Annotated in this window: 24 protein-coding genes and 1 tRNA gene; 23 read left to right on the top strand and 2 right to left on the bottom strand. The window is 30.3% G+C overall.

The genetic code is table 11. The features are described from left to right. Positions 1 to 53 precede the first annotated feature (53 nt). The 8 genes from JJD95_RS03445 (at position 54) to JJD95_RS03410 (ending at position 4,412) form a co-directional block, all read left to right on the top strand. Positions 54 to 347, top strand: a complete 294-nt coding sequence (locus JJD95_RS03445) for a hypothetical protein (RefSeq protein WP_291640378.1) — start codon at positions 54 to 56, stop codon at positions 345 to 347. A gap of 255 nt (positions 348 to 602) precedes the next feature. Then, the gene (locus JJD95_RS03440) at positions 603 to 1,172 is read left to right on the top strand and encodes an HNH endonuclease signature motif containing protein (protein ID WP_291640376.1); all 570 of its coding nucleotides are present in this window, start codon (positions 603 to 605) and stop codon (positions 1,170 to 1,172) included. 435 nt (positions 1,173 to 1,607) lie between these two features. Continuing rightward, positions 1,608 to 1,934 carry a helix-turn-helix domain-containing protein gene (locus tag JJD95_RS03435; protein ID WP_291640374.1) on the top strand — a complete coding sequence of 109 codons (327 nt, stop codon included), beginning with the start codon at positions 1,608 to 1,610 and terminating at the stop codon, positions 1,932 to 1,934. A gap of 70 nt (positions 1,935 to 2,004) precedes the next feature. Continuing rightward, entirely contained in the window at positions 2,005 to 2,388 is a 384-nt protein-coding gene (locus JJD95_RS03430; RefSeq protein WP_291640372.1) for a hypothetical protein, read from the top strand. A gap of 23 nt (positions 2,389 to 2,411) precedes the next feature. Next, the gene (locus JJD95_RS03425) at positions 2,412 to 3,245 is read left to right on the top strand and encodes a site-specific integrase (protein ID WP_291640370.1); all 834 of its coding nucleotides are present in this window, start codon (positions 2,412 to 2,414) and stop codon (positions 3,243 to 3,245) included. 187 nt (positions 3,246 to 3,432) lie between these two features. After that, positions 3,433 to 3,508, top strand: a tRNA-Ala gene (locus JJD95_RS03420). A gap of 183 nt (positions 3,509 to 3,691) precedes the next feature. After that, positions 3,692 to 4,129, top strand: coding sequence for an HI0074 family nucleotidyltransferase substrate-binding subunit (locus JJD95_RS03415; RefSeq protein WP_291640368.1), 438 nt, complete (start codon positions 3,692 to 3,694; stop codon positions 4,127 to 4,129). Between the two features lies 1 nt (position 4,130). Continuing rightward, on the top strand, positions 4,131 to 4,412 hold the full coding sequence (locus tag JJD95_RS03410; protein WP_291640366.1) for a nucleotidyltransferase family protein: 282 nt from the start codon (positions 4,131 to 4,133) through the stop codon (positions 4,410 to 4,412). Positions 4,413 to 4,468: 56 nt separating this feature from the next. Here JJD95_RS03410 and JJD95_RS03405 read toward each other — a convergent pair whose 3' ends face one another. Beyond that, the gene (locus JJD95_RS03405; RefSeq protein ID WP_291640365.1) at positions 4,469 to 5,596 is read right to left on the bottom strand and encodes a glycosyltransferase family 1 protein; all 1,128 of its coding nucleotides are present in this window, start codon (positions 5,594 to 5,596) and stop codon (positions 4,469 to 4,471) included. Positions 5,597 to 5,782: 186 nt separating this feature from the next. Between JJD95_RS03405 and JJD95_RS03400 the strand changes: the two genes are divergently transcribed. The 4 genes from JJD95_RS03400 to JJD95_RS03385 are packed head-to-tail and all read left to right on the top strand — an operon-like array spanning position 5,783 to position 8,938. After that, positions 5,783 to 6,793, top strand: a complete 1,011-nt coding sequence (locus JJD95_RS03400; protein WP_291640422.1) for a CotS family spore coat protein — start codon at positions 5,783 to 5,785, stop codon at positions 6,791 to 6,793. Between the two features lie 4 nt (positions 6,794 to 6,797). Next, complete coding sequence (locus JJD95_RS03395) at positions 6,798 to 7,022, top strand: hypothetical protein (protein WP_291640363.1); 225 nt, start codon at positions 6,798 to 6,800, stop codon at positions 7,020 to 7,022. A 47-nt stretch (positions 7,023 to 7,069) separates the two neighbouring features. Then, the gene (locus JJD95_RS03390; protein WP_291640361.1) at positions 7,070 to 7,834 is read left to right on the top strand and encodes a hypothetical protein; all 765 of its coding nucleotides are present in this window, start codon (positions 7,070 to 7,072) and stop codon (positions 7,832 to 7,834) included. Positions 7,835 to 7,882: 48 nt separating this feature from the next. Then, a complete protein-coding gene (locus tag JJD95_RS03385) occupies positions 7,883 to 8,938 on the top strand; it encodes a CotS family spore coat protein (protein WP_291640359.1) in 1,056 nt (351 codons plus the stop codon). Positions 8,939 to 8,983: 45 nt separating this feature from the next. Here JJD95_RS03385 and JJD95_RS03380 read toward each other — a convergent pair whose 3' ends face one another. Further along, the gene (locus JJD95_RS03380) at positions 8,984 to 10,111 is read right to left on the bottom strand and encodes a glycosyltransferase family 1 protein (RefSeq protein WP_291640357.1); all 1,128 of its coding nucleotides are present in this window, start codon (positions 10,109 to 10,111) and stop codon (positions 8,984 to 8,986) included. A gap of 139 nt (positions 10,112 to 10,250) precedes the next feature. On the opposite strand from JJD95_RS03380, the gene JJD95_RS03375 reads away from it, so the two are divergent. The 11 genes from JJD95_RS03375 (at position 10,251) to ypeB (ending at position 22,029) form a co-directional block, all read left to right on the top strand. After that, on the top strand, positions 10,251 to 11,255 hold the full coding sequence (locus tag JJD95_RS03375) for a CotS family spore coat protein (RefSeq protein WP_291640355.1): 1,005 nt from the start codon (positions 10,251 to 10,253) through the stop codon (positions 11,253 to 11,255). Positions 11,256 to 11,375: 120 nt separating this feature from the next. After that, entirely contained in the window at positions 11,376 to 12,290 is a 915-nt protein-coding gene (yabG, locus tag JJD95_RS03370) for a sporulation peptidase YabG (RefSeq protein WP_291640353.1), read from the top strand. A gap of 226 nt (positions 12,291 to 12,516) precedes the next feature. Beyond that, positions 12,517 to 12,753: a Veg family protein gene (locus JJD95_RS03365; RefSeq protein WP_291640420.1), complete on the top strand. Its 237-nt coding sequence runs from the start codon at positions 12,517 to 12,519 to the stop codon at positions 12,751 to 12,753. Positions 12,754 to 13,181: 428 nt separating this feature from the next. Next, a complete protein-coding gene (locus tag JJD95_RS03360) occupies positions 13,182 to 14,744 on the top strand; it encodes an SPOCS domain-containing protein (RefSeq protein WP_291640351.1) in 1,563 nt (520 codons plus the stop codon). 167 nt (positions 14,745 to 14,911) lie between these two features. After that, positions 14,912 to 15,754, top strand: coding sequence for a 4-(cytidine 5'-diphospho)-2-C-methyl-D-erythritol kinase (gene ispE, locus JJD95_RS03355; RefSeq protein WP_291640350.1), 843 nt, complete (start codon positions 14,912 to 14,914; stop codon positions 15,752 to 15,754). A gap of 148 nt (positions 15,755 to 15,902) precedes the next feature. Continuing rightward, positions 15,903 to 16,094, top strand: coding sequence for a CLC_0170 family protein (locus JJD95_RS03350; RefSeq protein WP_291640348.1), 192 nt, complete (start codon positions 15,903 to 15,905; stop codon positions 16,092 to 16,094). 59 nt (positions 16,095 to 16,153) lie between these two features. Further along, positions 16,154 to 17,614 (top strand): spore germination protein, encoded by a 1,461-nt coding sequence (locus tag JJD95_RS03345; RefSeq protein WP_291640346.1) that lies wholly within the window; start codon positions 16,154 to 16,156, stop codon positions 17,612 to 17,614. Positions 17,615 to 17,656: 42 nt separating this feature from the next. Further along, complete coding sequence (locus JJD95_RS03340; RefSeq protein WP_291640344.1) at positions 17,657 to 18,766, top strand: endospore germination permease; 1,110 nt, start codon at positions 17,657 to 17,659, stop codon at positions 18,764 to 18,766. Next, positions 18,756 to 19,931, top strand: coding sequence for a Ger(x)C family spore germination protein (locus tag JJD95_RS03335; protein ID WP_291640342.1), 1,176 nt, complete (start codon positions 18,756 to 18,758; stop codon positions 19,929 to 19,931). The genes JJD95_RS03340 and JJD95_RS03335 overlap by 11 nt, the downstream gene beginning before the upstream one ends. Positions 19,932 to 19,993: 62 nt before the next feature. Continuing rightward, a complete protein-coding gene (gene spoIIR, locus JJD95_RS03330) occupies positions 19,994 to 20,623 on the top strand; it encodes a stage II sporulation protein R (protein ID WP_291640340.1) in 630 nt (209 codons plus the stop codon). Positions 20,624 to 20,658: 35 nt separating this feature from the next. After that, positions 20,659 to 22,029, top strand: coding sequence for a germination protein YpeB (gene ypeB / locus JJD95_RS03325; protein ID WP_291640338.1), 1,371 nt, complete (start codon positions 20,659 to 20,661; stop codon positions 22,027 to 22,029). Positions 22,030 to 22,045 lie beyond the last annotated feature (16 nt).

The following is a 22,045-nucleotide window of genomic DNA, read 5'->3' as shown; positions in this document are numbered from 1 at the left end:
GAGTGTCTAGAAATGTATTTTTTATTAAATATAAAAAGGGAGGGAGCATTAGTATGGTTGAAGAAGAAAGAATCATGATAATAGCAACTTTAAAGGAAATTGGCGATTTTGAAATAAAAACTTCTGAAATAGATTCAAACAAGTTTTATGTGAATTATACTGGAGATCCAACTTATACAGAGGAGGGTAATATAATAAGCGGGTTTAATGTATTTAGGGATACAGAAGACGCAGCTTTGAGAGATACATTGAGTAGATTGCAAAAGGCATATAAAGTTGTAAGAAGGGATATATGTGACTATAGACAAGAATATAAATGGAATGGTGAACATTTTATAGAAATATAAACTAGCTAAACAATTTTGGGGAGGTATTTAAAATACTTTCCTTTTTAATTTAATTGTTAATATTTTTGACTTTTTCAATTTCGTTGTGATTGAATATAAACCAGTTATAATATGGTAAATATGATATAATTATTATAAACTTAGATTAAAGTCCTAAATACTAATAAACAAAAAAACAAGTACGCGGACACAAAAATTATAGTTATGAGAATCCTAAATATCAATTATAATCATTAAGTTAAAGGGGAATAGGAAATGAAAAAACAGAAGTTCGAGTATGTTGTATGTAAACCTTGTTGGGAATTGAAATATTGTCCATACGGGTGTTTAGTAGAAGACTTTCCAGCACCAGGTGACAAAATTGATATAGAAGAAGTGAAAAACAACTATAATGAAATACTTCAGAATATCAGAAATGGTGTTTATAAAACGGAAAATGATATATTAAGTGCATATAATTGTTTGAGTTTTAACTCTCCCTATATGTGGACTGAACTAGAAGAATATGATTATTCCGACTTAAGGTGTAATGTGTTTGGGCATGTATGTCCAGTTTTTTTTCATGCTGAGGAGTTTTCTGAGACACTTCAAAATAGAAGATGGACTAAGAGCAGGCATATTCCAAGAAACATTATGCTTAAGGTTATTCGTAGAGATGGACAAGTGTGTCAAGTTTGTCAGAAAAATGTTCCAGATGATAAGGTTCAATTTGATCATATAATACCTTTCTCAAAAGGTGGTCCAACAACAGTTGAAAATTTAAGAGTATTATGTAGCGATTGTAACTTAAGGAAGAGTGATTCTCTAAAAGAATTATTAAGGTAAAAACAGTTCAATATAAATCACTGTTGCTTATGTAAAAACATGGTATTAATTAGATATGAGTTTCATGGTATTTTTCATTACACATTTTAAGAATATTGTTATTAATATTTATACGTAAACGTCAAATAGTTCCCACTTAAAATGGAGGTTATATATTATTTTTTTAAAGTTTTCTGCAACTGTCGGATATGGCATATGGAAAAATAAGTGCTTTACAGTTTGTAAAAATACAAGGATAGGCTAATAAATACTATATAAATATTTATTAAGGTAAATAAATACCTTTTTAATCAAAATACATAATTAAACAAATAATTATTTAAGAAATACAAGCAATCATCTTTAATAGATGATTGCTTGTATTTTTTTGATACCCAGCATTGTTTTAAAGCTCTATTTTATTTTTTTTATAAAAATAAGATAGGAGAATGAAAAATGAGTGTTAACAATAAGCAAAAAAAATTAACTGGAACAATTTTTAATACTAGCAGTAACAAAACGAAAAGCATCAATGATATTAGAGAACTAACGGTCGATATTGAAAAGCTGATAAAGATGCAATATGAGTTATTAAAGAATAAATACAATTCAGACTGTTTGAATGTCAAACAGTTACAGGAAGTATTAAATGTAGGAGAAACCAATATTTATACAATGCTTAAACAGGAGAAATTACCTTTTAGAACAATAGGAAGGCGTAAAGTGGTTACTGTTATGGCGTTGGCTAATTATTTAATGTTAGGAATCAATATTGAAAAGTAAATTAATTATTGATTGTTGGCTGTATTAGCGTTCTAATTATACCGAAATTTATTAAAGGAGATGTATGAAAATGGTGAAGAATAAAGTAAGAAACTCAAGCGGGAAAGGTACTATATTCCTAAGGAAAGACGGACGCTACGGTGCAGCTGTCAGTCTTGGAAAAGATGAAAATGGTAAAAGGATTAGACCTAATGTTACTGGCAAAACTGAAGAAGAAGCAAAGGAAAAGATGAGAGTCTTGTTGATGAAAATGGAACTTATAGATGAGGAAGAAATTTCTATAATTACTTTTGATAGTAAAACACTAGTGGAAGACTTTATTAAGGAATTCAAAAAAATAGACTTTGGGGGAACCCGAAAATTTCAACAAGGACATATGAAAATTATGAATATAGTCTTAACCATTTTGAAAGATATTTTAAAGGTAAATCAATTGGTTCAATTGATACTGTAAAGATTAAGGATTTTTTTGAATGTATGATAGAGACAAAGATTGACGGTGAATTTAAATATTCACAAGTAACATTAGACAGGGTTAAATATATTGTTGAACTAATGTTTAAAAGAGGCTATAGAAAAAAATATATTGCAGTTAATGTATTTGATGACGAGGATCTTAGCAATCCAAAGTCAAAACAAGATAAAAAGGAAATACTTGCACTTACAAAAGAGGAATTAATAGTAATTTTAAATGTTTTAAAAACTAATCTGCTTGTTTATCCTATCATTCAGTTAATGTTAAATACGGCTATGAGAACTCAAGAAGCACTTGGACTAAAATGGCAAAATGTTGATTTAGATAATGGGATAATTCAGATAAGAAAAGCAATTACTCTTCAAGTGAATTATGATACTGATGGGAAGAAGATTAATAGGGAAACTAAGTTAGGCTCTACTAAAAAGGGTTCTTGCGACAGAGATATTAGTGTTACAGAAGGTATGGTTAATATATTGATAAAATGGAAGAAAGAAGCGCTTAAAATAAGCAAAACAGGGGTTGAAGAAGACGATTATGTATTCGGTAATTCCAAAAATGATAGGTGGACATACAGTGGATTTAGAACAACTGTAAACAGGTATATTAAAAGTAATACTAAGGATATAAATGGACTTTGTTTACATCGGATACGGCATACGGTGGCGACAATATTAGCTGAAGATGGAGCGAGCTTATTTGAACTAATGCAGTTATTGGGGCATACTCAGGCAAAAACAACAATGAAGTATATAGATAGAGCATCTAAAAAGATTGCTGAAAGTAACAGAGAACGATTAGGGAAAAGTTTAGAAGAAAGACTTGGCTTAGGTTAAATGATTTAGCTGGCTACGCAATTGGCTGCAAGATACAAAAATGTGTAGTATAAAATAGTATTATGGAGATTAACATCATTAACTTAAAATATTAATATAAAAGCCTTGAAGCGTTATACTTCAAGGCTTTTGTGTAGAAAAAAGATATTGATTATTTATTTTTTTTAGTATATAATATACGGTATATGGGGATGTAGCTCAGCTGGGAGAGTACTTGGATGGCATTCAAGGGGTCGTGGGTTCGAGTCCCATTATCTCCACCAAAAGGATTCGCTGTATAGTGAGTCCTTTTTAATTTATAGGATTATTTTCAATCTAAAAATATATTTATTAGTAGTTTGGGTTTAAATAACATTATATATGGTAAAATAATAAGTGTGGTTATATAACTCATTCCTGAAAATTAATAATAATAAATATATATAATTTAGAAGGGGAGACTAAGCATGAGTGGGATATTAGGTAAATACGATGAATCAATAAAATTAACATATAATTATGCATATAGAATGTTAGTTCATTTAAAAAATATCACAGATAACTTTAATAATTTACAAAAACCAGATGATATAACAATTGAAGTATATAGAGATTCTATTATAAAAAAGTATGAAACGTTAGAAGATTTAGTTTGGAAGTTATTATCCAAGATATTTAAGGCTTCTGGTTTAGAAATAAATAATCCAAGAGAGTGTTATAAGCAAGCATTCAAAGAAGGGCTAATTAAAGATATAGAAATTTGGAATGATATTTTATTATCAAGAAACTCTACATCACATATTTATGATGAGCAAGATTATGAGAGGATCAAAAATAAAATAGTCAGTGAATATATTCACGCAATAGAAAGTCTATTAAATAATGTTGCAAAAGAGGTAATATGAAATGTATGGAATTAATGAAAAAGTTTATAAGAAATTAATGGATTATTTCGATCATACTAGTAATATAGAAAAAGTAATAATTTTTGGTTCAAGAGCAAAAGGTACTGAAAATATAAATTCTGATATAGATTTATGTATATGGTATAAGGGGAAAAGCAAAGGAACCATTGTAGAAGAAATAAATGATATAATAGGAGTATATTCTTGTGATATTGTTTTTCAAGATTCATTAAATGAAAATATAAAAAAACAAATAGATAGAGACGGAATTGAAATTTATTAGTAAAGAAAAAAATCATACCTACAAAAAAACTCGCTGTATAGCGAGTTTTTTTGTTATCAAAGAGATTCACGATTGTATATCTCCGTGTAGACTCTAAGAGTATTACGTGCTGTATTTTGCCAAGAAAATTCACTGGCTCTTTTAAGACCCTTAATGCTAAGCTCTTCTTTTAGTTTTTCGTTACTTAGGAGATCTCCTATGGCAAAAGATATCTCTGATATATTATAAGGATTTATTAAAATCCCGGCATCACCCACTACTTCCGGAATAGAGGTGAGGTTAGAAGCTATCACAGGGGTGCCACAGCTCATTGCCTCTAGAGGAGGAAGTCCAAAGCCTTCGTAAAAAGAGGGGTATACAAAAGTATCACAACCGTTATAGAAAATAGGTAAATGTTCTTCTGGGACAAACCCAGTAAAAATAACTTGAGAGTCTATTTTGAGCTTATTTGTAAGTTTTATGAGCGTTTGACTAGAATCTTTATAGCCACCTACAATAACTAAATTATATTCTTTGTTTAAATCTTTATATATATTGGAAAAAGCGGTTATCGCAGAAGCTACATTCTTTCTCTCACTAAATCCACCTAAGTAGAGTATAAATGGCTTTTCTAAATTATACACATCTTTTAGGAAAGTCTTACAGAAAAGTTTATCTAAGGGGGCATATTTTCTATCGGCAGCCAGTGGAGTTACAAAAACTTTATTCTCATCTATAGGGAAAAATTTCAAAATATCCCGTTTTGAAAATTCAGAGACAGTTATTATTCCATTGGAACCTTCTATAATTAAAGGCATTTCTTTTAAAAATTTCAGTAAATATCCCTTTCCTACAGTTTCGGGCATAATGTATGGAATTAAATCATGTATAGTGACTATTTTTTTGCAAGAAATTTCTCCGGAAAAGCCTATACCGTTTTGTGGCATATGATATATGTCTATGTTTTCCATACCTATGTTTTCAGGAAAATAGTGGTCCTCAAAAAAACGTTGGTGTCTTTTGGAGGTCATTACTATTTTGCAATTTTCTTTTTTTATGCTCTCGTAATTACTACCGGACCAAAAAATATGGTAGTTGTTTGTAGTACCTATGTTAATTAAATTTTTAAGTACATTTTCTGTATATGTTCCTATACCGGTGCCACTATAAAAATTGATACCTCTAGCATCAAGCGCGATCCTCATGTGGTACACTCCTTAATATTATTATAAAAATCCTAAACCCATATCTTATAAAACAATAAAAAAAGATAATATATATTAATATACTATTTCAACTTAAAAAGTGTGCTATTTGTATAAATATAAATGAGAACAAATTATTCACTAAGTTCATATAATGAAATAGAAGAATACTTCGGAGGCATGCATTTGGATACCCAGGAATTAAAGGAATTAGTAGAGGATAAATATTCTGTTTGTATTGTTGATATTGAGAAAATAAAAAATGTCTACAGAATAGAGACTGATAACGGGATGTTTTGCCTTAAAATCATTAATTATGACTTTAAGCATTTTTTATTTATTATTGGTGCAATAAAACATTTGCAGAAGAGTGGTTTCGAAAATATACCGCGAATTATTGAAACTATTGATAACAAAGAGTATATAGCTGTCCATAATAAATATGCTTATTTAACACCGTGGCTCAGCGCAAGGGAGTGTAATTATGATAATCCTGTAGAAATAAAATTATGTACTTCAAAGCTTGCACAGCTTCATATAAAAAGTTTGAATTTCAAAGTTACACCTGATATGAAACCAAGGATTGCATGGCTTAAGTGGATCGAAACTTTTAAAACCAGAAGGAGTGAAATACTAGATTTCAAAAGAAGAATAGGCGAAAAACAGCTTAAAACAGAATTTGATATAAATTACCAAGAGATGATGGAGGAGGAATTATTAAGATGTGATAGATCCATATGCAATTTATGCAAAAGTGAATATGTAAGCAAGATGAAAGAAGAAATTAAACATAGGGGATTATGTCATCATGATTATGCTCACCATAATGTATTAATAGAAAAAGATGGAGGCGTAAGTATTATTGATTTTGATTATTGCATCTTAGACACTCATTTACATGATTTAAGTAGTCTTTTAATAAGAAGAATGAAGAACGGTAAATGGAGCCTTGAAAATGCACTTTTTATATTGGACGTCTACCATAATACAAATCCAATATATAAAAGTGATATAGAGGTAATGGCTGGGTTTATGGAATTTCCTCAGGAATATTGGCAAATAGGAATTCAATACTATTGGGAAAAAAAGAATTGGGGAGAAGAATTTTTCTTAAAGAAGCTTCAAAAGATAGATGAGGATAGAGTGGAGAGGCAAATTTTCATTGATGAATTTAGAAAAATAAAATATGGGAGGTAATATTGTGGGGAAAAACAAAGAGGATATATACATGGATGAGAGTGAAATTGACATAATAGAGCCACGCGATGCTACTGTAGAAGAATATGATATGGAACTTGATAGGATGGAAGAGGAAGTTAAAAGACTAAAAAAAATAAAAAAAAGACAAAAAAAGATTAAAGAGCTAGAGTTTGAACAAAGAGAGATATTAAGGAAGATGGAAAAAACTAATAAAAAGAATAGATAGGCCTTACTATAGCATTTAACTAATAGATTTGATTAGAGGTGGTGCCAATGGCAATATGCATCTATAATGAATTTTCTGATTACATGATTTTCAAAGGCATTAAAAATGTAGATGTAATGAACTTTGAACCTTCCAATATAGATATTGATATAACTGAAGATTTAGTAATAGAGCAGTTTCGTGCTATTTATGCTTTTCATGAAAAATCTTTGGGTTTTAATGGATACCTAAGGAATAGATTAAATAATAATACAGGGAAGATCATAGAGGAATATAAATTATATATCAAAAGGCTGAATAAGGACATAAATAAAATTAAAAGGGATGGACCTAAAAATTTTTTTGAAGAATTAATTATTAAACATGGAAGTGAAGTTATAAATAGAGGGGAAGAGTGCATAAGAGCAGCATACTATTCAGACTATATAGGAATTATAAAAAGAAGCATGAGCCGAGTTGAAGTATGCCTGGGTAATACAGATTTTAATAATCTCCAAAAAAATAAATTTACTTCCGTAGTTAGTTTTGAAGATTGTAGTTATAACATGGTGGAAATGGATTGTTTTCTTTTACTTAGTAGATTAAAGAGAAAAGGTGTGAATCTTGATTTTAAGAAGCTTTCTAATGAATTCTGTTATATTGAAGGACTTGGCGCTACGAGTTCAAAATTTATATTAGCTTTAATTTCTTACCCTCATGAATTTATGAGGTGTTGTAATAGGTATAGAGAAGGTAAAAAACAGTGGCCTAGTGAAAAATTTTCTGAGAAGCTTATAAAAGCTTTAATTCAAGATGGAGATTCTTTAATTTAAATTATTAATATTATAAAAAAATTAGAGGTTTAGATATGAGGTGAAAATATGTTAGACGTAAGATATAAAGATAAGGCTTATTTAAGTAAATATGATTTAGATGTAAATTTATTTAGTGAATTTGATTTATTGGTCCATGATGTTATTCCAGTAAGGAAAGTATTTATACTCGATACTGATAAAGGTGATAAGGTTTTAAAAAAAATCAGCTATAATACGGGGGAACTTGAATTTATTAATTATGGGATTGAGTATATAAGAAACAATAATTTTAATAGAATAATAGAGTTTGAAAGGACAAAAAACAAACTTATATATGTGCCTTGGAAAGATGATATATATTGTATTATGAATTTATTAGAAGGTAGAGAGTGTGAGTATAGTAGCCCAGTGGATGTAACGCTTGCCTCTTCAGCGCTAGCAGAGTTCCATAGTGCATCAAATGGCATTATAGATGAAGAGGAATTTCAGAAGTTACTTAAAAAGAATCAGAAGAGGTACTTATGCGGTAAAGGGATAGAGAATTTTAATAAGAAATTAAGGGAACTTAAATTTTTTAAAAGGTTAGTAACCTTATATGAAAATAAAAATGAATTTGATAACATTTTTTTAGAGCATGAAAAATATTACGAGAAAAATATTCTGCGTAGTATAGAAATTCTAGAAAACTCTGAGTATTTTAATTTATGTAAGGAGAAAGAAAAAGTAGTATTTTGTCATCACGATTTGGCACACCATAATATACTTATCCATAATGAGGAGGTATATTTTTTAGACTTTGATTATTCGATTGTAGATTTAAAGGTGCACGACATTTGTAATTTTGCAAATAAAGTAATTAAAAATTCTGGCTATGATATAGAAAAATGTCATAGTATTTTAAGTGAATATACCAAAGTAAACTCATTAGATCAAAGGGAACTAACCGTATTATACGGTATGCTTAGCTTCCCTGAAGATTTTTACAGTATATCTAAAGATTATTACACAAGGAAAAAACAGTGGAGTGAAGAAATGTTTTTAAACAGATTAAAGAAAAAAGTGGAGTATAGAGAAGATAGAGAAGAGTTTTTAAATGGCTTTAAGAATTATTATAATTGCTAGTTTAAATCCCCACATGGTGTTAGATGCACGATGTGGGGATTTAAATTATTTATTTAGTAATATATTTTTATAAGCAGCTAGAGTATCTGCAGCTGTATGTTCAAAAGTTAGCTCAGAGGCTCTTTTTAATCCTTTAGTTATAAGAGATTGTCTTAAGGAATTATCATGGAGCACGTTATACATTTTTTCGCTTAAGTCATTAACATCATAGGGGTTTACAAGTAAAGTTGAATCTTTAACTATTTCGGGAATAGATGTTAAATTAGAAGCAATCACGGGGACTCCACAAGCCATTGCTTCAATTGGTGGAAGTCCAAAACCTTCATAAAAAGAAGGATATACAAAAAGCTCACAGGCATTATACAGGAAGGGCATATGGTCCATAGATATAAAGCCGGGGAAAATTACACTGCCTTCAATATGCAACTCTTCTGCTCTTTTTTTATATATATCATAGGATTTACCTTTGCTACCCGCAATTACGAGTTTCATATCTTTTTTTAGCTTTGGCAGGAGTAAGCTAAAAGAATTAAGTAGTCCAAGGATATTTTTTCTAGGGCTAAAGCCCCCAACATAGAGGATATAGTCTCCTGTAATGGAGTAGTTTTTTTGGATAATAGATTTACTGAGTGCTTTATCGTAAGGTTTATAAATGTCCTCGCTGGCTAAATAAGTAACATATATTTTTTCGCGAGGAAAGTTGAAAGCTTTAATAATATCTTCTTTGGAATATTCAGATACTGTAATTATCCCATCACATAAGGGAATGATATCTGGTAATTTTTCGTTGAAAATCTTTAGATATTGTTCACCAACGGTTTCTGGCATTTTATAGGGGATAACATCGTGTAATGTAATAACAAAGGGACAGTTTTTGTCTTTAGGAAGGCCTATTCCATTTTGAGGAACATGATATATGTCCATAGACTTGTCTAGTATCTTGTTACAGACAGTTACTTCATTCCAGAAATTATTCTGATTATACTTTGCAATATTTTTTATGTGAAAATTTTTTTGAAAAGGTATGTTGAGTTTACAGTCTTCTGGTACGAAAAGTAAATAATCATTATAATTGTCTATTTTATTTAAAGAGTGAATTAGTTGGTAACAATAAGTTCCTATACCGGTTCCTCTATACCATTTTGCAGCCCTAGCATCAATTCCTATTTTCATTTTAAGACTCCTTAAGTACTGATTATTATATCAATATACTTCATTATATTAAAAGAAAGCATAAATGTTATTAAAACCTATAAGAATTTATTCTAAAAAAAAATATTAGTAATATAAATTATAGAGGGGGGTGAGTAACATGATGAGGGAATTTGAAATTGAGAGACAATATGGTATTAAAATAGAAAGTATACGTCCTAATAAAGGAGTGTATTTTTTGAAGACGGATGATGGGACTAAATGTCTAAAGAAAATTAATTATGGGACACAAAAACTTTTGTTTGTATACGGCGCCAAAGAACATCTTGCAAAGAATGGATTTGACAAGGTGGATAGATATTTTTTGAATACTGAAGGAAACCCTTACGCGTTAGTTAATGAAGATATTTATACGCTATCGACTTGGATAGATGGTAGAGAATGTGATTTTCATATTGAAGAAGAATTAATTGCTGCAGCAAAAAATTTAGCTTATATGCATATCGCATCTAAGGGGTATGAACCACCAGAAAATAGTAAGCTGAAAACAGATCTTGGAAGATGGCCTCACTTAATGGAAAAAAGAATAAAGTCCTTTGAGAAGATGAAGGGAATGATTAGGAAAAAGAAGAATTTTAAAACGGATTTTGATATGAATTATATTAAGAGTGTGGATGATCAAAAGGAACTAGGTAAAAGAGCTATGGCTATACTTGATGATTCTAGGTACTTTGATATGTGTAGGCAAACAGAAGAAGAAAAAGGGTTTTGCCACCATGATTATACTTATCATAATATTATTATTGATAAAAATAATGATGTTAACATAATTGATTTCGATTACTGTAAAAGGGAAGTAAAAGCATATGATTTATCAAATTTCCTAATAAAGGTACTTAAAAAGCAAGATTGGGATATAAAACACGTTGAAATGATATTAGAAGCATATAGCAGTGTAAATCCTTTGCTAGAAGAAGAATATAGACTCATATATGCATTCTTAATGTTTCCACAAAGGTACTGGAGACTTTGTAATAGATACTATTATAATGAAGTCACCTGGATTCAAAATTCCTTTAACAAGAAGATGGAGGAGTTGATTTCTGAAAAAGAAAAGTTTATGGTATTCATTGAAGAATATAAGAAGGCTTTTAACCAGAAGTAATATAAAGTGTGCTATATAAAAAAATTATGTAAATATAATGTTTACATGATTTTTTTTGCTCTCACCTATTAAATATATTTTCATACTATATAATATGAGTTTAAGTATGGAGATGATATTGTGAAAGTAGGAGACATTGTGGTAAGGAAATCTTACGGCGGAGACATTACCTTTAAAATAATAGATATTATAACTGATGGGAATGATGATTTGTATTTACTTAAGGGGATAAACTTAAGAATAGAAGCAGACTCTCTAAGTGAAGATTTACAATTAGTATCAGAGAATAGAATTAGTGAAATAGATAAGGTCTTTAATAAAAAAGTAAACGCGTCTATTAAAAGAGTACTAATGAATAGGATTAAGGGAACCAGAGGCTACAGAGGGACAGCTATAGATATTACTGGAAAAATTAAAGATTCACAATTAAGGGAAGAAAGATACAAAGAATACAAAAATAAAGATATGGTTTTCGGAAGACCAGGTAAAATACTACATGTTGACGGGGATGCAGAATATCTAGAGGTTTGTTTGAAAACCTATAAACAATTATCTTTAGAGGCTGTAGGCAGGGTAATAGATGAAAAAGACCAACCAAATCAAATAGTAAATTTAGTAAAAGAAATTAAGCCAGATATAGTGGTAATAACGGGACATGATGGTATGCTAAAAGGAATAACTGATTATATAAATTTAAATAATTATAGAAATTCAAAATACTTTGTAGAGTCGGTTATAGCCCTTAGAGCTTATAATAGCAATTATGACGATTTAGTTATATTCGCAGGAGCATGCCAATCTTGTTATGAGGCACTGTTAGATGCTGGTGCTAATTTTGCGTCTTCTCCCAATCGGGTTTTAATACATTGTTTGGATCCAGTTCTAGTTGCTGAGAAAATAGCCTATACAAATGTAGAAAATGTTGTAGCTATAGAAGATGTCATACAAAACACTATAACAGGAATCAAAGGTGTAGGTGGACTTCAAACTAGAGGTAAATATAGAGAGGGGTTCCCAAAGTCTCAGTATATGTAGAACCTATGAATATGTATTTAAGTAATGGAGATACTATTAGGTATGCATTTAAATGGGTAAAAAACGGAGAAAAATCAATTGTGAGTGTAAAAATATATATAAATTCGTTTTTGTTAACATAAATTTAACATTGACAAAATTGTTAAAGTAGTGATAAAATAATAAGTTGCTTGACAATAATATATATACAGTGTATAATGTATAATGTGGAGAGAAGGTGCTTGCTATGGAAAAAATTAATGTATTGACTTCGATAAAAGATGAAATAGAAAGTCATGTTGGTGAAAGAGTAACATTAAAAGCTAATGGTGGAAGAAGAAAAATTCTTGTGGATAATGGAGTTATTGAAAAGACGTATACAAGTATTTTTGTTATAAGACTAGATAATGACACCCACAGGACAGTGACATATAGTTATTCTGATGTTTTGACAAAAACAGTTCAAATAGTTTTTGCAGGATAAAGCGATACTTTATTTCGGTATCGTTTTTTGTTTTTATAAATTAATCTCAAGCACATAAACTAATATACTGATTTGTTGTTGGTTTGGACTTAGCTTATATAAGATTAACAGGGCATATATTAAATAGAATGCATTAGTTTTAATAACAATGCAATCTATTTAATATATGCCTTTTTTTAAAGTAAAAAAATGATATACCAGTCTTTAAAATATATTTAACCGTTAAAATATTTATATTATAGATAAAAAAATATATAATATGACTTATATAAATCGCTTTGTAAGGAATTATAAAGAAAATTGTAATACGAATAAAAGTGTAGAATATCATATTTTCTTTACTATTTCTATATATATTAACAGTAGGTATTTTAGGTAGATAACAACCCATAACGTTACCTACCAATAGAAATACAAGGAGGTATAATATGGAGATAAGTTTAATAAGAGAAGATATAGAATATGAACAACTGTTAGGAGAAAATACTGCTGATACGGTAGTGAAAGAAGAATATGTAATACCCGATACCCACCCGGACGTTAGGGAAATCCTTATGCTAGATGTTAAAGCTTTTATAAACTCTAAAGAGATAATTCAAGATAAGGTATATTTAGAGGGGCAGATTAAGTATAATGTACTTTATATTACTAAAGATCAAGAACGCACTGATGTGGAAAACGTTGAATATAGTTCCAAATTCTCAAATACAATAGATATAATGGGTGCTAAATCTGAAATGCTATGTGATGCTGAGTGTTTTGTAGAACATATGGAATGTAAAATAGTAAATGAGAGGAAAATATGTTTAGAAGGTATTTTAAGATTAAAATCTGAAGTGTATAAAAATTTTAATTTTCAAATAGTTAAAGATGTTGAAGTTGTTAAAGATGTTCAATATTTAAAAAATCCTATTAGCATAGATAAAGTTATAAGGAATTTTAATGGAGAGCTTATTGGCAATGCTAATATAAAAATTCCAATGGATAAACCAGAAATTGCTAAGATTATAAAATGTGATATTAATATCCATAAGAAAGAAGTAAAACTGTACGAAGAAAAAATTCTAATTAATGCTTATGCTAGTGTAAGTATTATTTATAAAGGAAGAGACAGTAGAGAATTAACTTATATTGAGAATGATGTTATGCTAAGTAAAGAATTAGAGTTTAAAGAGGTAAACCCATATATGGAAAATTATACAGACTTCAATGTAGAGGCTATTGAATTTGACATTAAAGAAGATGATTTAGGTGAAAAAAGAATTATAGATGTAGAGTTCATGATAAAAACTAGCACTAGAGCTATGCACAAAGAAGAAGTGGACGTAATTGAAGATGTATATTCGCCGACTACTAATTTAGAGATGGATAAAAAAGATTTTGGCCTTAATGTAATGCAAGGACAATTATTTACTGAGACCTTAGTTAAGGGCGATATAGAAATAAATAGTGATGTGGCAAGGCTTAGTAAGATAATTATGTGTAATGCTAGCGTTTGTGTAACAGATAAAAAAGTCATAGAGGATAAGGTTATAATTGAAGGTGTAATGAATGTAACAGCATTATACAGAAGTAATGATGAGGAAAATTATTTATCGGCTGTATCAGATGAGATTCCTTTTACCTGTGGGGCTGAGATATTAGGTACTAAGATAAACATGAGTAGTATGTGTAAGGTAACACTTGAAAATATAAATGCAGATATTGATGCAGGAAAAATTTCAGTTAGAGCTGTAGTGAAAGTATATGTAAGAGTAAATTATATGGTACAAAAGAAATTTTTAGTTGATGTTTACCCGATGGATGGCGAAATACCTATGAAAAAAGCTAGTATTACTATTTATGTAGTCCAATCTGGAGATACCTTGTGGAAAATTGCTAAAAAATATAATACTACAATGCAAGAAATTGCAAGAGTGAATGGAATAGATGACCCTAATGTTATAAAAATTTCACAAAAGCTTATAATACCTGGTAGAGTAATTATTTAATTTAAACCCTCATGATGTTTTTACACATGGGGGTTTGTTATTGTCTTATTTAAATTATATGTAGCAATATTATATTTGTTGTAATATACTAACTTTATTAGTAATATTTCACCCGTTTTAGTGGATGGTGCCACTTTAGGGATATTTAATAGAGTTGGAGGAAGATAATGTTAGTAAAAGCTTATGGAAAAATAAATATATCTTTAGATATAGTAGGTAAAAGAGAAGACGGATATCATTTATTAAAAATGATTATGCAAAGTGTAGACCTATATGATTCTATTTCCTTTGAAAAATGTAGTAAGGGTATTAATATAAGCTGTAATAAACCCTACATACCTATAGACGAGAAAAATTTAATGTATAGAGCTGCGAAACTCTTTATGGATACTTATAATGTTACTGGAGGTATAAACATATATCTAAAGAAAAATATTCCTGTAGCAGCAGGGATGGCAGGTGGAAGCACAGACGCAGCAGCGGTATTTAAAACACTTAGAAAAGTATTCAAAGTAGAAGCGGATGACAATGAAATTATGGAGTTAGCCTTGAAAACAGGTGCAGACGTTCCCTACTGTATAGTTGGAGGGACTGCCTTATGCGAAGGTATAGGAGAAGTTATTACTCCGCTGGCGTCTTTTAAAAATTATATTTTAGTATTGGTTAAACCTAATTTTGGCGTATCCACAAGGGAAGTTTATAAAGGTTTAGATACTAGTAAAATCTATAAGCATCCAGATACAGAAGGCTTAATAAAGGCTATGGAAGAAGAAAAATTACAGGATGTATGTAACGGCATGAAAAATTTACTTGAAAACGTTACGCTAAGAAAATACCCAGTTCTTAAAAGGATAAAAGAGGATATGATTAAAATGGGCGCAATGGGGGCAATGATGAGTGGGAGTGGACCAACGATATTTGCCTTTTTTGAAGATATGTTAAAAGCACAAAGATGTTATGATAAGTTCAAAACTCAATATAAAGAAGTATATATTACAAGGACAATTTAGATTCAATTCTATATGATAAATAAAAACGTGTAAAAGCCTTTGTTGGTTTTTGCAGGTTTTTTTTATTTTCATGAGACTAGTGAATATTTTTTATCCCTGTCGTAGAAACTAGTTATACCAAAGCGAAATTAATATAAGGAGTAAAGTAATGAAAATATTAGATTTGTTTGATGTATATTTTTTAACGATGATGATGATTCAAGGCACTGTTGTACTTACTGTGGATTCAAGGAATTTTAAAAAAAATCATATGGACAGTACTAGTAAGAAAGCGGGTATTTTAGGATGGGCAGCAATTATCATATCTATAATTCTATTTATACTTAGGTGGATGTTTTAAATAAATATAAAATATTAAGGATATAGCACACCTATACATATGTAAGGAAGTGAAGCATTATGAAAGAAAAAATCGAAGATAAAATTGAGTTGTCCGTAGAAAAAAATATAGCGTATATAAAAGAACTTTTGAAAGATAATTCAGACGTTGTTTTTAGAACTTTTAATGTGGGAGATTGGAAAGCAGCTTTAGTTTATGTTGATGGAATGGCAGACAAATTGTTATTAGATCATTATGTATTAGAGCCACTAATGTTGTGCTCAAAAGGCATAGAAGACGTAAAAGAAATAAAAGATAATCTGCTTGCGGTAAGTGACATGAGGGAAGTTAAAAAATTAAGTGAAGGGGTTAATGCTGCCCTTTCTGGTGAGACGTTAATGTTTATAGATGGGTTAGATTGCGCCTATGTTATTGCTACACGTTTTTGGCCAGCTAGAGGTATAGGAGATCCATCTGGTGAAACAGTAATTAGGGGAGCAAGAGACGGCTTTACAGAAACTGTAAGGTTTAATACCGTATTGGTTAGAAGGCGAATAAGGGATACTAGGCTAAGAATTAAATCTAAATCCATAGGAACTAGATCAAAAACCGATGTGGCTATTATGTATATTGACGATATTGTAAATAAAGAGGTGCTTGAGGAACTTCAAGATAGAATAGAAAAAATAAACATTGATGCAGTTTTTGATTCTGCATACATTGAACAGTTAATAGAGGATAATAAATATTCTCCTTTTCCTCAAATACAAAGTACTGAGAGGCCTGATGTAGTAGCAGCGGCTTTATATGAGGGCAGAGTAGCATTACTTGTAGATAATTCTCCTTTCGCAATTATTGTTCCGTGTACTTTGCCTAATTTATTTCAATCGCCTGATGATTACTATCAAAGATGGATGCATGCTTCTATAGTTAGACTTATTAGGATGATTTCTATATTTATTTCCCTTACTGCTCCGGCTCTTTATGTAGCAATTACATCTTTTAATACGTCTATAATACCCACTAAATTAGCCTATTCTATAGCAGCTTCAAGGGAAGGGGTCCCATTTCCTGCATTTATAGAGGCTATAATCATGGAACTGTTTTTAGCCCTCCTTATGGAAGCTGTGGTTAGGTTGCCAAGACCCATTGGAGCTACTATTGGTATTGTAGGAGGACTTGTTATAGGGCAATCTGCAGTAAGTGCAGGAATAGTTAGTCCTATTATGATAATTATTGTGGCGATTACAGCTATTACTACATTTGTAACCCCTAATTATGAAGTTACTTCGGCATTTAGACTTACGAGATTTTTACTTATTATTGCGTCGGCAATTGCAGGTCTTTATGGAATAATAATGGGGCTCATTGTGCTTCTTGTTCATCTAGTTAGACTGAAAAGTTTTGGAATACCGTATTTAGCACCGGCGGTTAATGTTAATATAAAAGATTTAAAAGATATGTATATCAGAGTACCTATATCTAAGCTAAAAGAAAGACCTAAATACATGAAAACGGGAGATAAGATAAGACAAAAATAATTTGAATCATCATCTTTGCAAGTGGAGGCGAAAAATCATATTATGCGGCATAAAGAAATAATCGGAGACTTTGGTTTATTTAGTACCATAGTGGTAGCTATAGTAGGAATAGGAATATTTTCCTCTCCTAGAGACGTTATAGATAAAGTAGGGAGTGATTCATGGATAGTTGCTTTAATTGGCGGGGCAGTAATTTTCTTATTACTGTATCTTATATACATGGTTATGAAGAAGAACAATTTTGAACAGTTTACAAATATATTGCAGAACAATTTTGGTAAGATGCTAGGAGGGGTATTTGCTATTATCTTTGCACTTTATAGTATATTTATTGTTTCTCTAGGAATGAGGGAATTTGCTGAAGTAATTAAACTATATTTATTAAGGAAGACCCCTACAGAATTTATTTTGATAGTTACTATTTTAACCGCAACCTACTTAGTTAGAGGTGAGATTGGCGATCTAGTTAAATTTAATGAAATTGTATTTTGGATTATGTTCATTCCGGTACTTATAGTTTTTATACTTATTGCAGTGAATGCTGATTTCACAAATTTGTTACCAGTGCTTAATAATAAGCCTTCTGAATATTTTAGGACTTCCAAATATATCTTATTCTGTTTTGGAGGAATTGAAATAGCATATCTTATTCTTCCTTATGTCAAGAATAAGAAAAATTTGTCCCGGGTGTTAAGGAGGAGCATTGTATTTGTAACAATATTTTATGAAATTGTAATGATACTTGTTTTAGCGGTATTTTCAAAAGAACAGAGTCGGATTTTATTATGGCCAACTATTTCTATGGTAAGGTCTTTAAAGATACCAGGCGCATTTATAGAACGTTGGGATGGCGTTGTAATGGCATTTTGGGTATTTTTTTATTTCACTACATTTGTTAACGCTTATTTCTTTTCTGGCGAAATTATAAAAACTGTATTTAAATTGAAAGATATTAAACTATCCTCACTTTTAATTATTCCTCTTGTTTATGTGGTAGCATTATATCCGGAAAATATAGCAGACCTTTATACTTTAGAGTTTGAAACAACCCCGGTACTATTAACGGCTATATTTGTTTTTGTAATTTTACCGATACTTATCTTGCTAGTAGGGAAAGGTAAAGAGAGGAGGAAATCTGCCAATGAAATTTAAAAAGGTTTTACCGGTTATACTCAGTTGCATATTACTTAGTGGGTGTTGGGATAAAATAGAAATAGATAGGCTTAATTTCATATCCACTATAGCGGTTGACACAGGAGAGGATATTGACAAAGAGGGAGAATTAAAAAAAATCAATCCGGAAGATCCTTTTGCAGAGGGAAAAATAAAAAAAATCAATGTAACTTATGGATTTCCAGATATGAGTATGCTAGGTGCGGAAAAAGGTGGAAGTGCAGAGGAGAAATATATTAATACTGAGGCTTCCTCTATGGAGGATGCTATTTCAGAAGCTATGGCTAAAAGTAGTAGAGATATATATATGGGGCATGCTAAGTTACTTATATTAAGTAGCAATTTATTAGAATATAAAGAAATAGTTAAGGAAATAGTGGATTATTTGCAAAGGGATCCTAACATAAATAGGATGTTGGATATAGTTGTCTCAGAAGGTACAGCTGAGGACTGTATAAAATTCAAACCAATTACAGAAAAAAGCACTCAAAATTACATTTCTGGACTTATGGCTAATAGTAAGAGGAATTCTAGGATTTTGAGTATGAATTTGAATGAATTTCTTATTCTTTTAAGTGAAAATGGGAATGTGTTACTACCTAGAATAACTTTAGATAAGGATAAAAATGAATTGATTTTAACTGGGGCTGCCATTATTAAAGATTATGAATTAAAGGGGCATTTTACCGCCATAGAACTAATGGGCATTCAGATGTTAAGTGGTAAGTTTAATATTGGGAAAAAAGTTATTTATATGGACGGACATCCTGTTGATTATTTAATAGACGGATGTAAAAGAAAAATCACGGTGGATGAAAAGGGAGATAAGTTAGTCATTAATATGGATTTAGATATTGAGGGTCAATTAGGGGGATATTATGTAGGTAAAACAATGCTCCAAAAGGATGAGCTGAAAAATTTACAGAGTATATTTAATAAGTCGATTTCTGTAGAATGTGAAAAAATTATGGAGATATCCAAAACAGAATTTGAGATAGATCCATTTGGAGTACGCGAATATATTGAAAAGTTCAAACCTTCACTTTGGAACAAAATAGAAGGTGAATGGGATGAAAAATATAAAAATGCATTAATAAATGTAACTGTTGATACTAAAATACGAAGAGTTGGAGCAGTTCAGTGAATATAGTTACAAAAATTGGTAATAATTTTAATATAAATCATTGTATTCGGGGGTGGATCACTATGAAAAAAATTATATTAACAAGTGTTACCATAATTATTATAATTTCTATAGCTTTAAATACAAACAATATAAGTGGAAAGGCAAGCCAAAGTGATGTTGCAGGTAAACTTATAAGGTTTCATGTAATAGCTAATAGTGATGATAAGGTGGATCAGGAGTTAAAGTTAAAAGTAAGAGATGCTGTTTTAGAATATGTATCACCAAAACTTATAAACAGTAAGAGCATAGAAGAGTCAAGAGTAATTATAAATAGTGAAGATAAAAATATAAAAAAAATAGCACAAATGGTTATAAATAAAAATGGATTTAAATATTCTGCAGATACAACTCTTTCAGAGGAATATTTTCCGGTTAAAACCTATGGGAATGTAACGCTTCCTCAGGGTGAATATGAAGCTTACAGGATACTTATTGGGAGTGGAAGAGGACAAAATTGGTGGTGTGTTATGTTTCCACCATTATGTTTTGTGGATATTACAAAGGGAGAGGTAGCTTTTGAGGAAACAGAAAGTGATATGAAAAGCGTATTGTCAGATGCGGAGTATGAATTAATAGATAATACTAAAGATAACAAAGAAATAATTGTGAAATTCAAAATTATGGAAATATTAGGTGGATTATTCTCTTAAATAAATTATCAAGGAAAATGCTAGGAGGAAAACTAATGAAAATGATAAAGAAAAGAATGTTGTATACAAGTGCTGTGACTATAATAGTTGTGTTTTCAACTACTTTTGCTATACTAATGTATTTGGAAAGATTAGATTATAGAAATTATCTTCAAGGTCAATATAGTAAAAATATGTATGAGCTTGTTGATTCTGTACAAAATATAAGAGTGAATCTGGGTAAAGCTGCTATTGTAGGGTCTAGAGAACAAAGCATAGTAGTGTTTGAAGAGATTTTTAGATTTTCGGCAACTGCAAATGATAAGTTACATTCCTTACCAATTGATCAATCGGTGGTTGGAGACACCAGTGAATTTTTAGCTCAAGTAGGAGATTTCTGTTATACCTTGGCAAAAGCAACATCACAAGGGAAGGATCTTAGTGATAAAGAATATGATTTTATTGACGAATTAGAAAGGCAATCATATACTCTTCAGGAGCAATTAAATGGGGTGCTTTCAGAAATAAATGAAGGAAAAGTAAAATGGGGAGAGATTAGAAAAAAAAGTAGTGGGGTATTTGCCAAAGCAGGGGATGACCTTATGACTAAAAAATTCAAGGGAATACAAAAACAAATAGTTCAATATCCAGCATTAATTTATGATGGGCCTTTTTCTGACAATATATTAGAAATAGAGCCTAAAATAATGACTCAAAAAGAAGTAAGTGAAAATGAAGCTATTAAGATAATAGAAAATATATATGGAAAAGATAAAATTGTAAGCATTGAGAATAAACCAGTAGAAGGAAAAACTAGAATACCGTCATATACCTTTAATATAACATTTAAAGGAAGAGACAAAAATGATGGGGTTGCAGTGATAGAAATAAGTAAAAATGGAGGAAGAGTAGTATATTTATTGGATAATAGATCTATAGGAAAGAAAGCTATAGATATAAAAGATGCAATAAAAGGTGGCAGCGCCTTTATCGGGAAAATAGGCTATGAAAATATGGAGCCTACATATACGTTGAATTATGAAAACACAGCAGTGGTGAGCTATGTGTATAACCAAGGAGAAGTAGCAATTTACCCAGATCAAGTAAAACTTAAGATTGCACTAGATGATGGCAGCATTATAGGAATTGAATCAGAAAAATTTCTAGTGTCTCATGTTGAAAAAAGGGAGATTGCAAAACCCAAAATAACTGTTGCTAAAGCACAGGAAAAGGTTGGAAAGCGACTAGAAATAAGTAAAATTAGTTTAGCTATTATACCAACTGAGAATAATATAGAAGTTTTGTGTTATGAATTTTTAGGCTCATATAAGGAAAAAGAATTTATAGTATACATTGACACAAGTACTGGGTATGAACAAAGAATAATAGAAATAATAGATACTCCTAATGGTAAGCTAACTATTTAGGTTATTATCTTTAGTA

Origin of the sequence: Clostridium sp., assembly GCF_016650035.1 — a bacterium.
Lineage (GTDB): Bacteria > Bacillota > Clostridia > Clostridiales > Clostridiaceae > Clostridium_AD.
The sequence above is the reverse complement of the archived record's forward strand: the minus strand, read 5'-3'. Positions and strand labels throughout refer to the sequence as shown.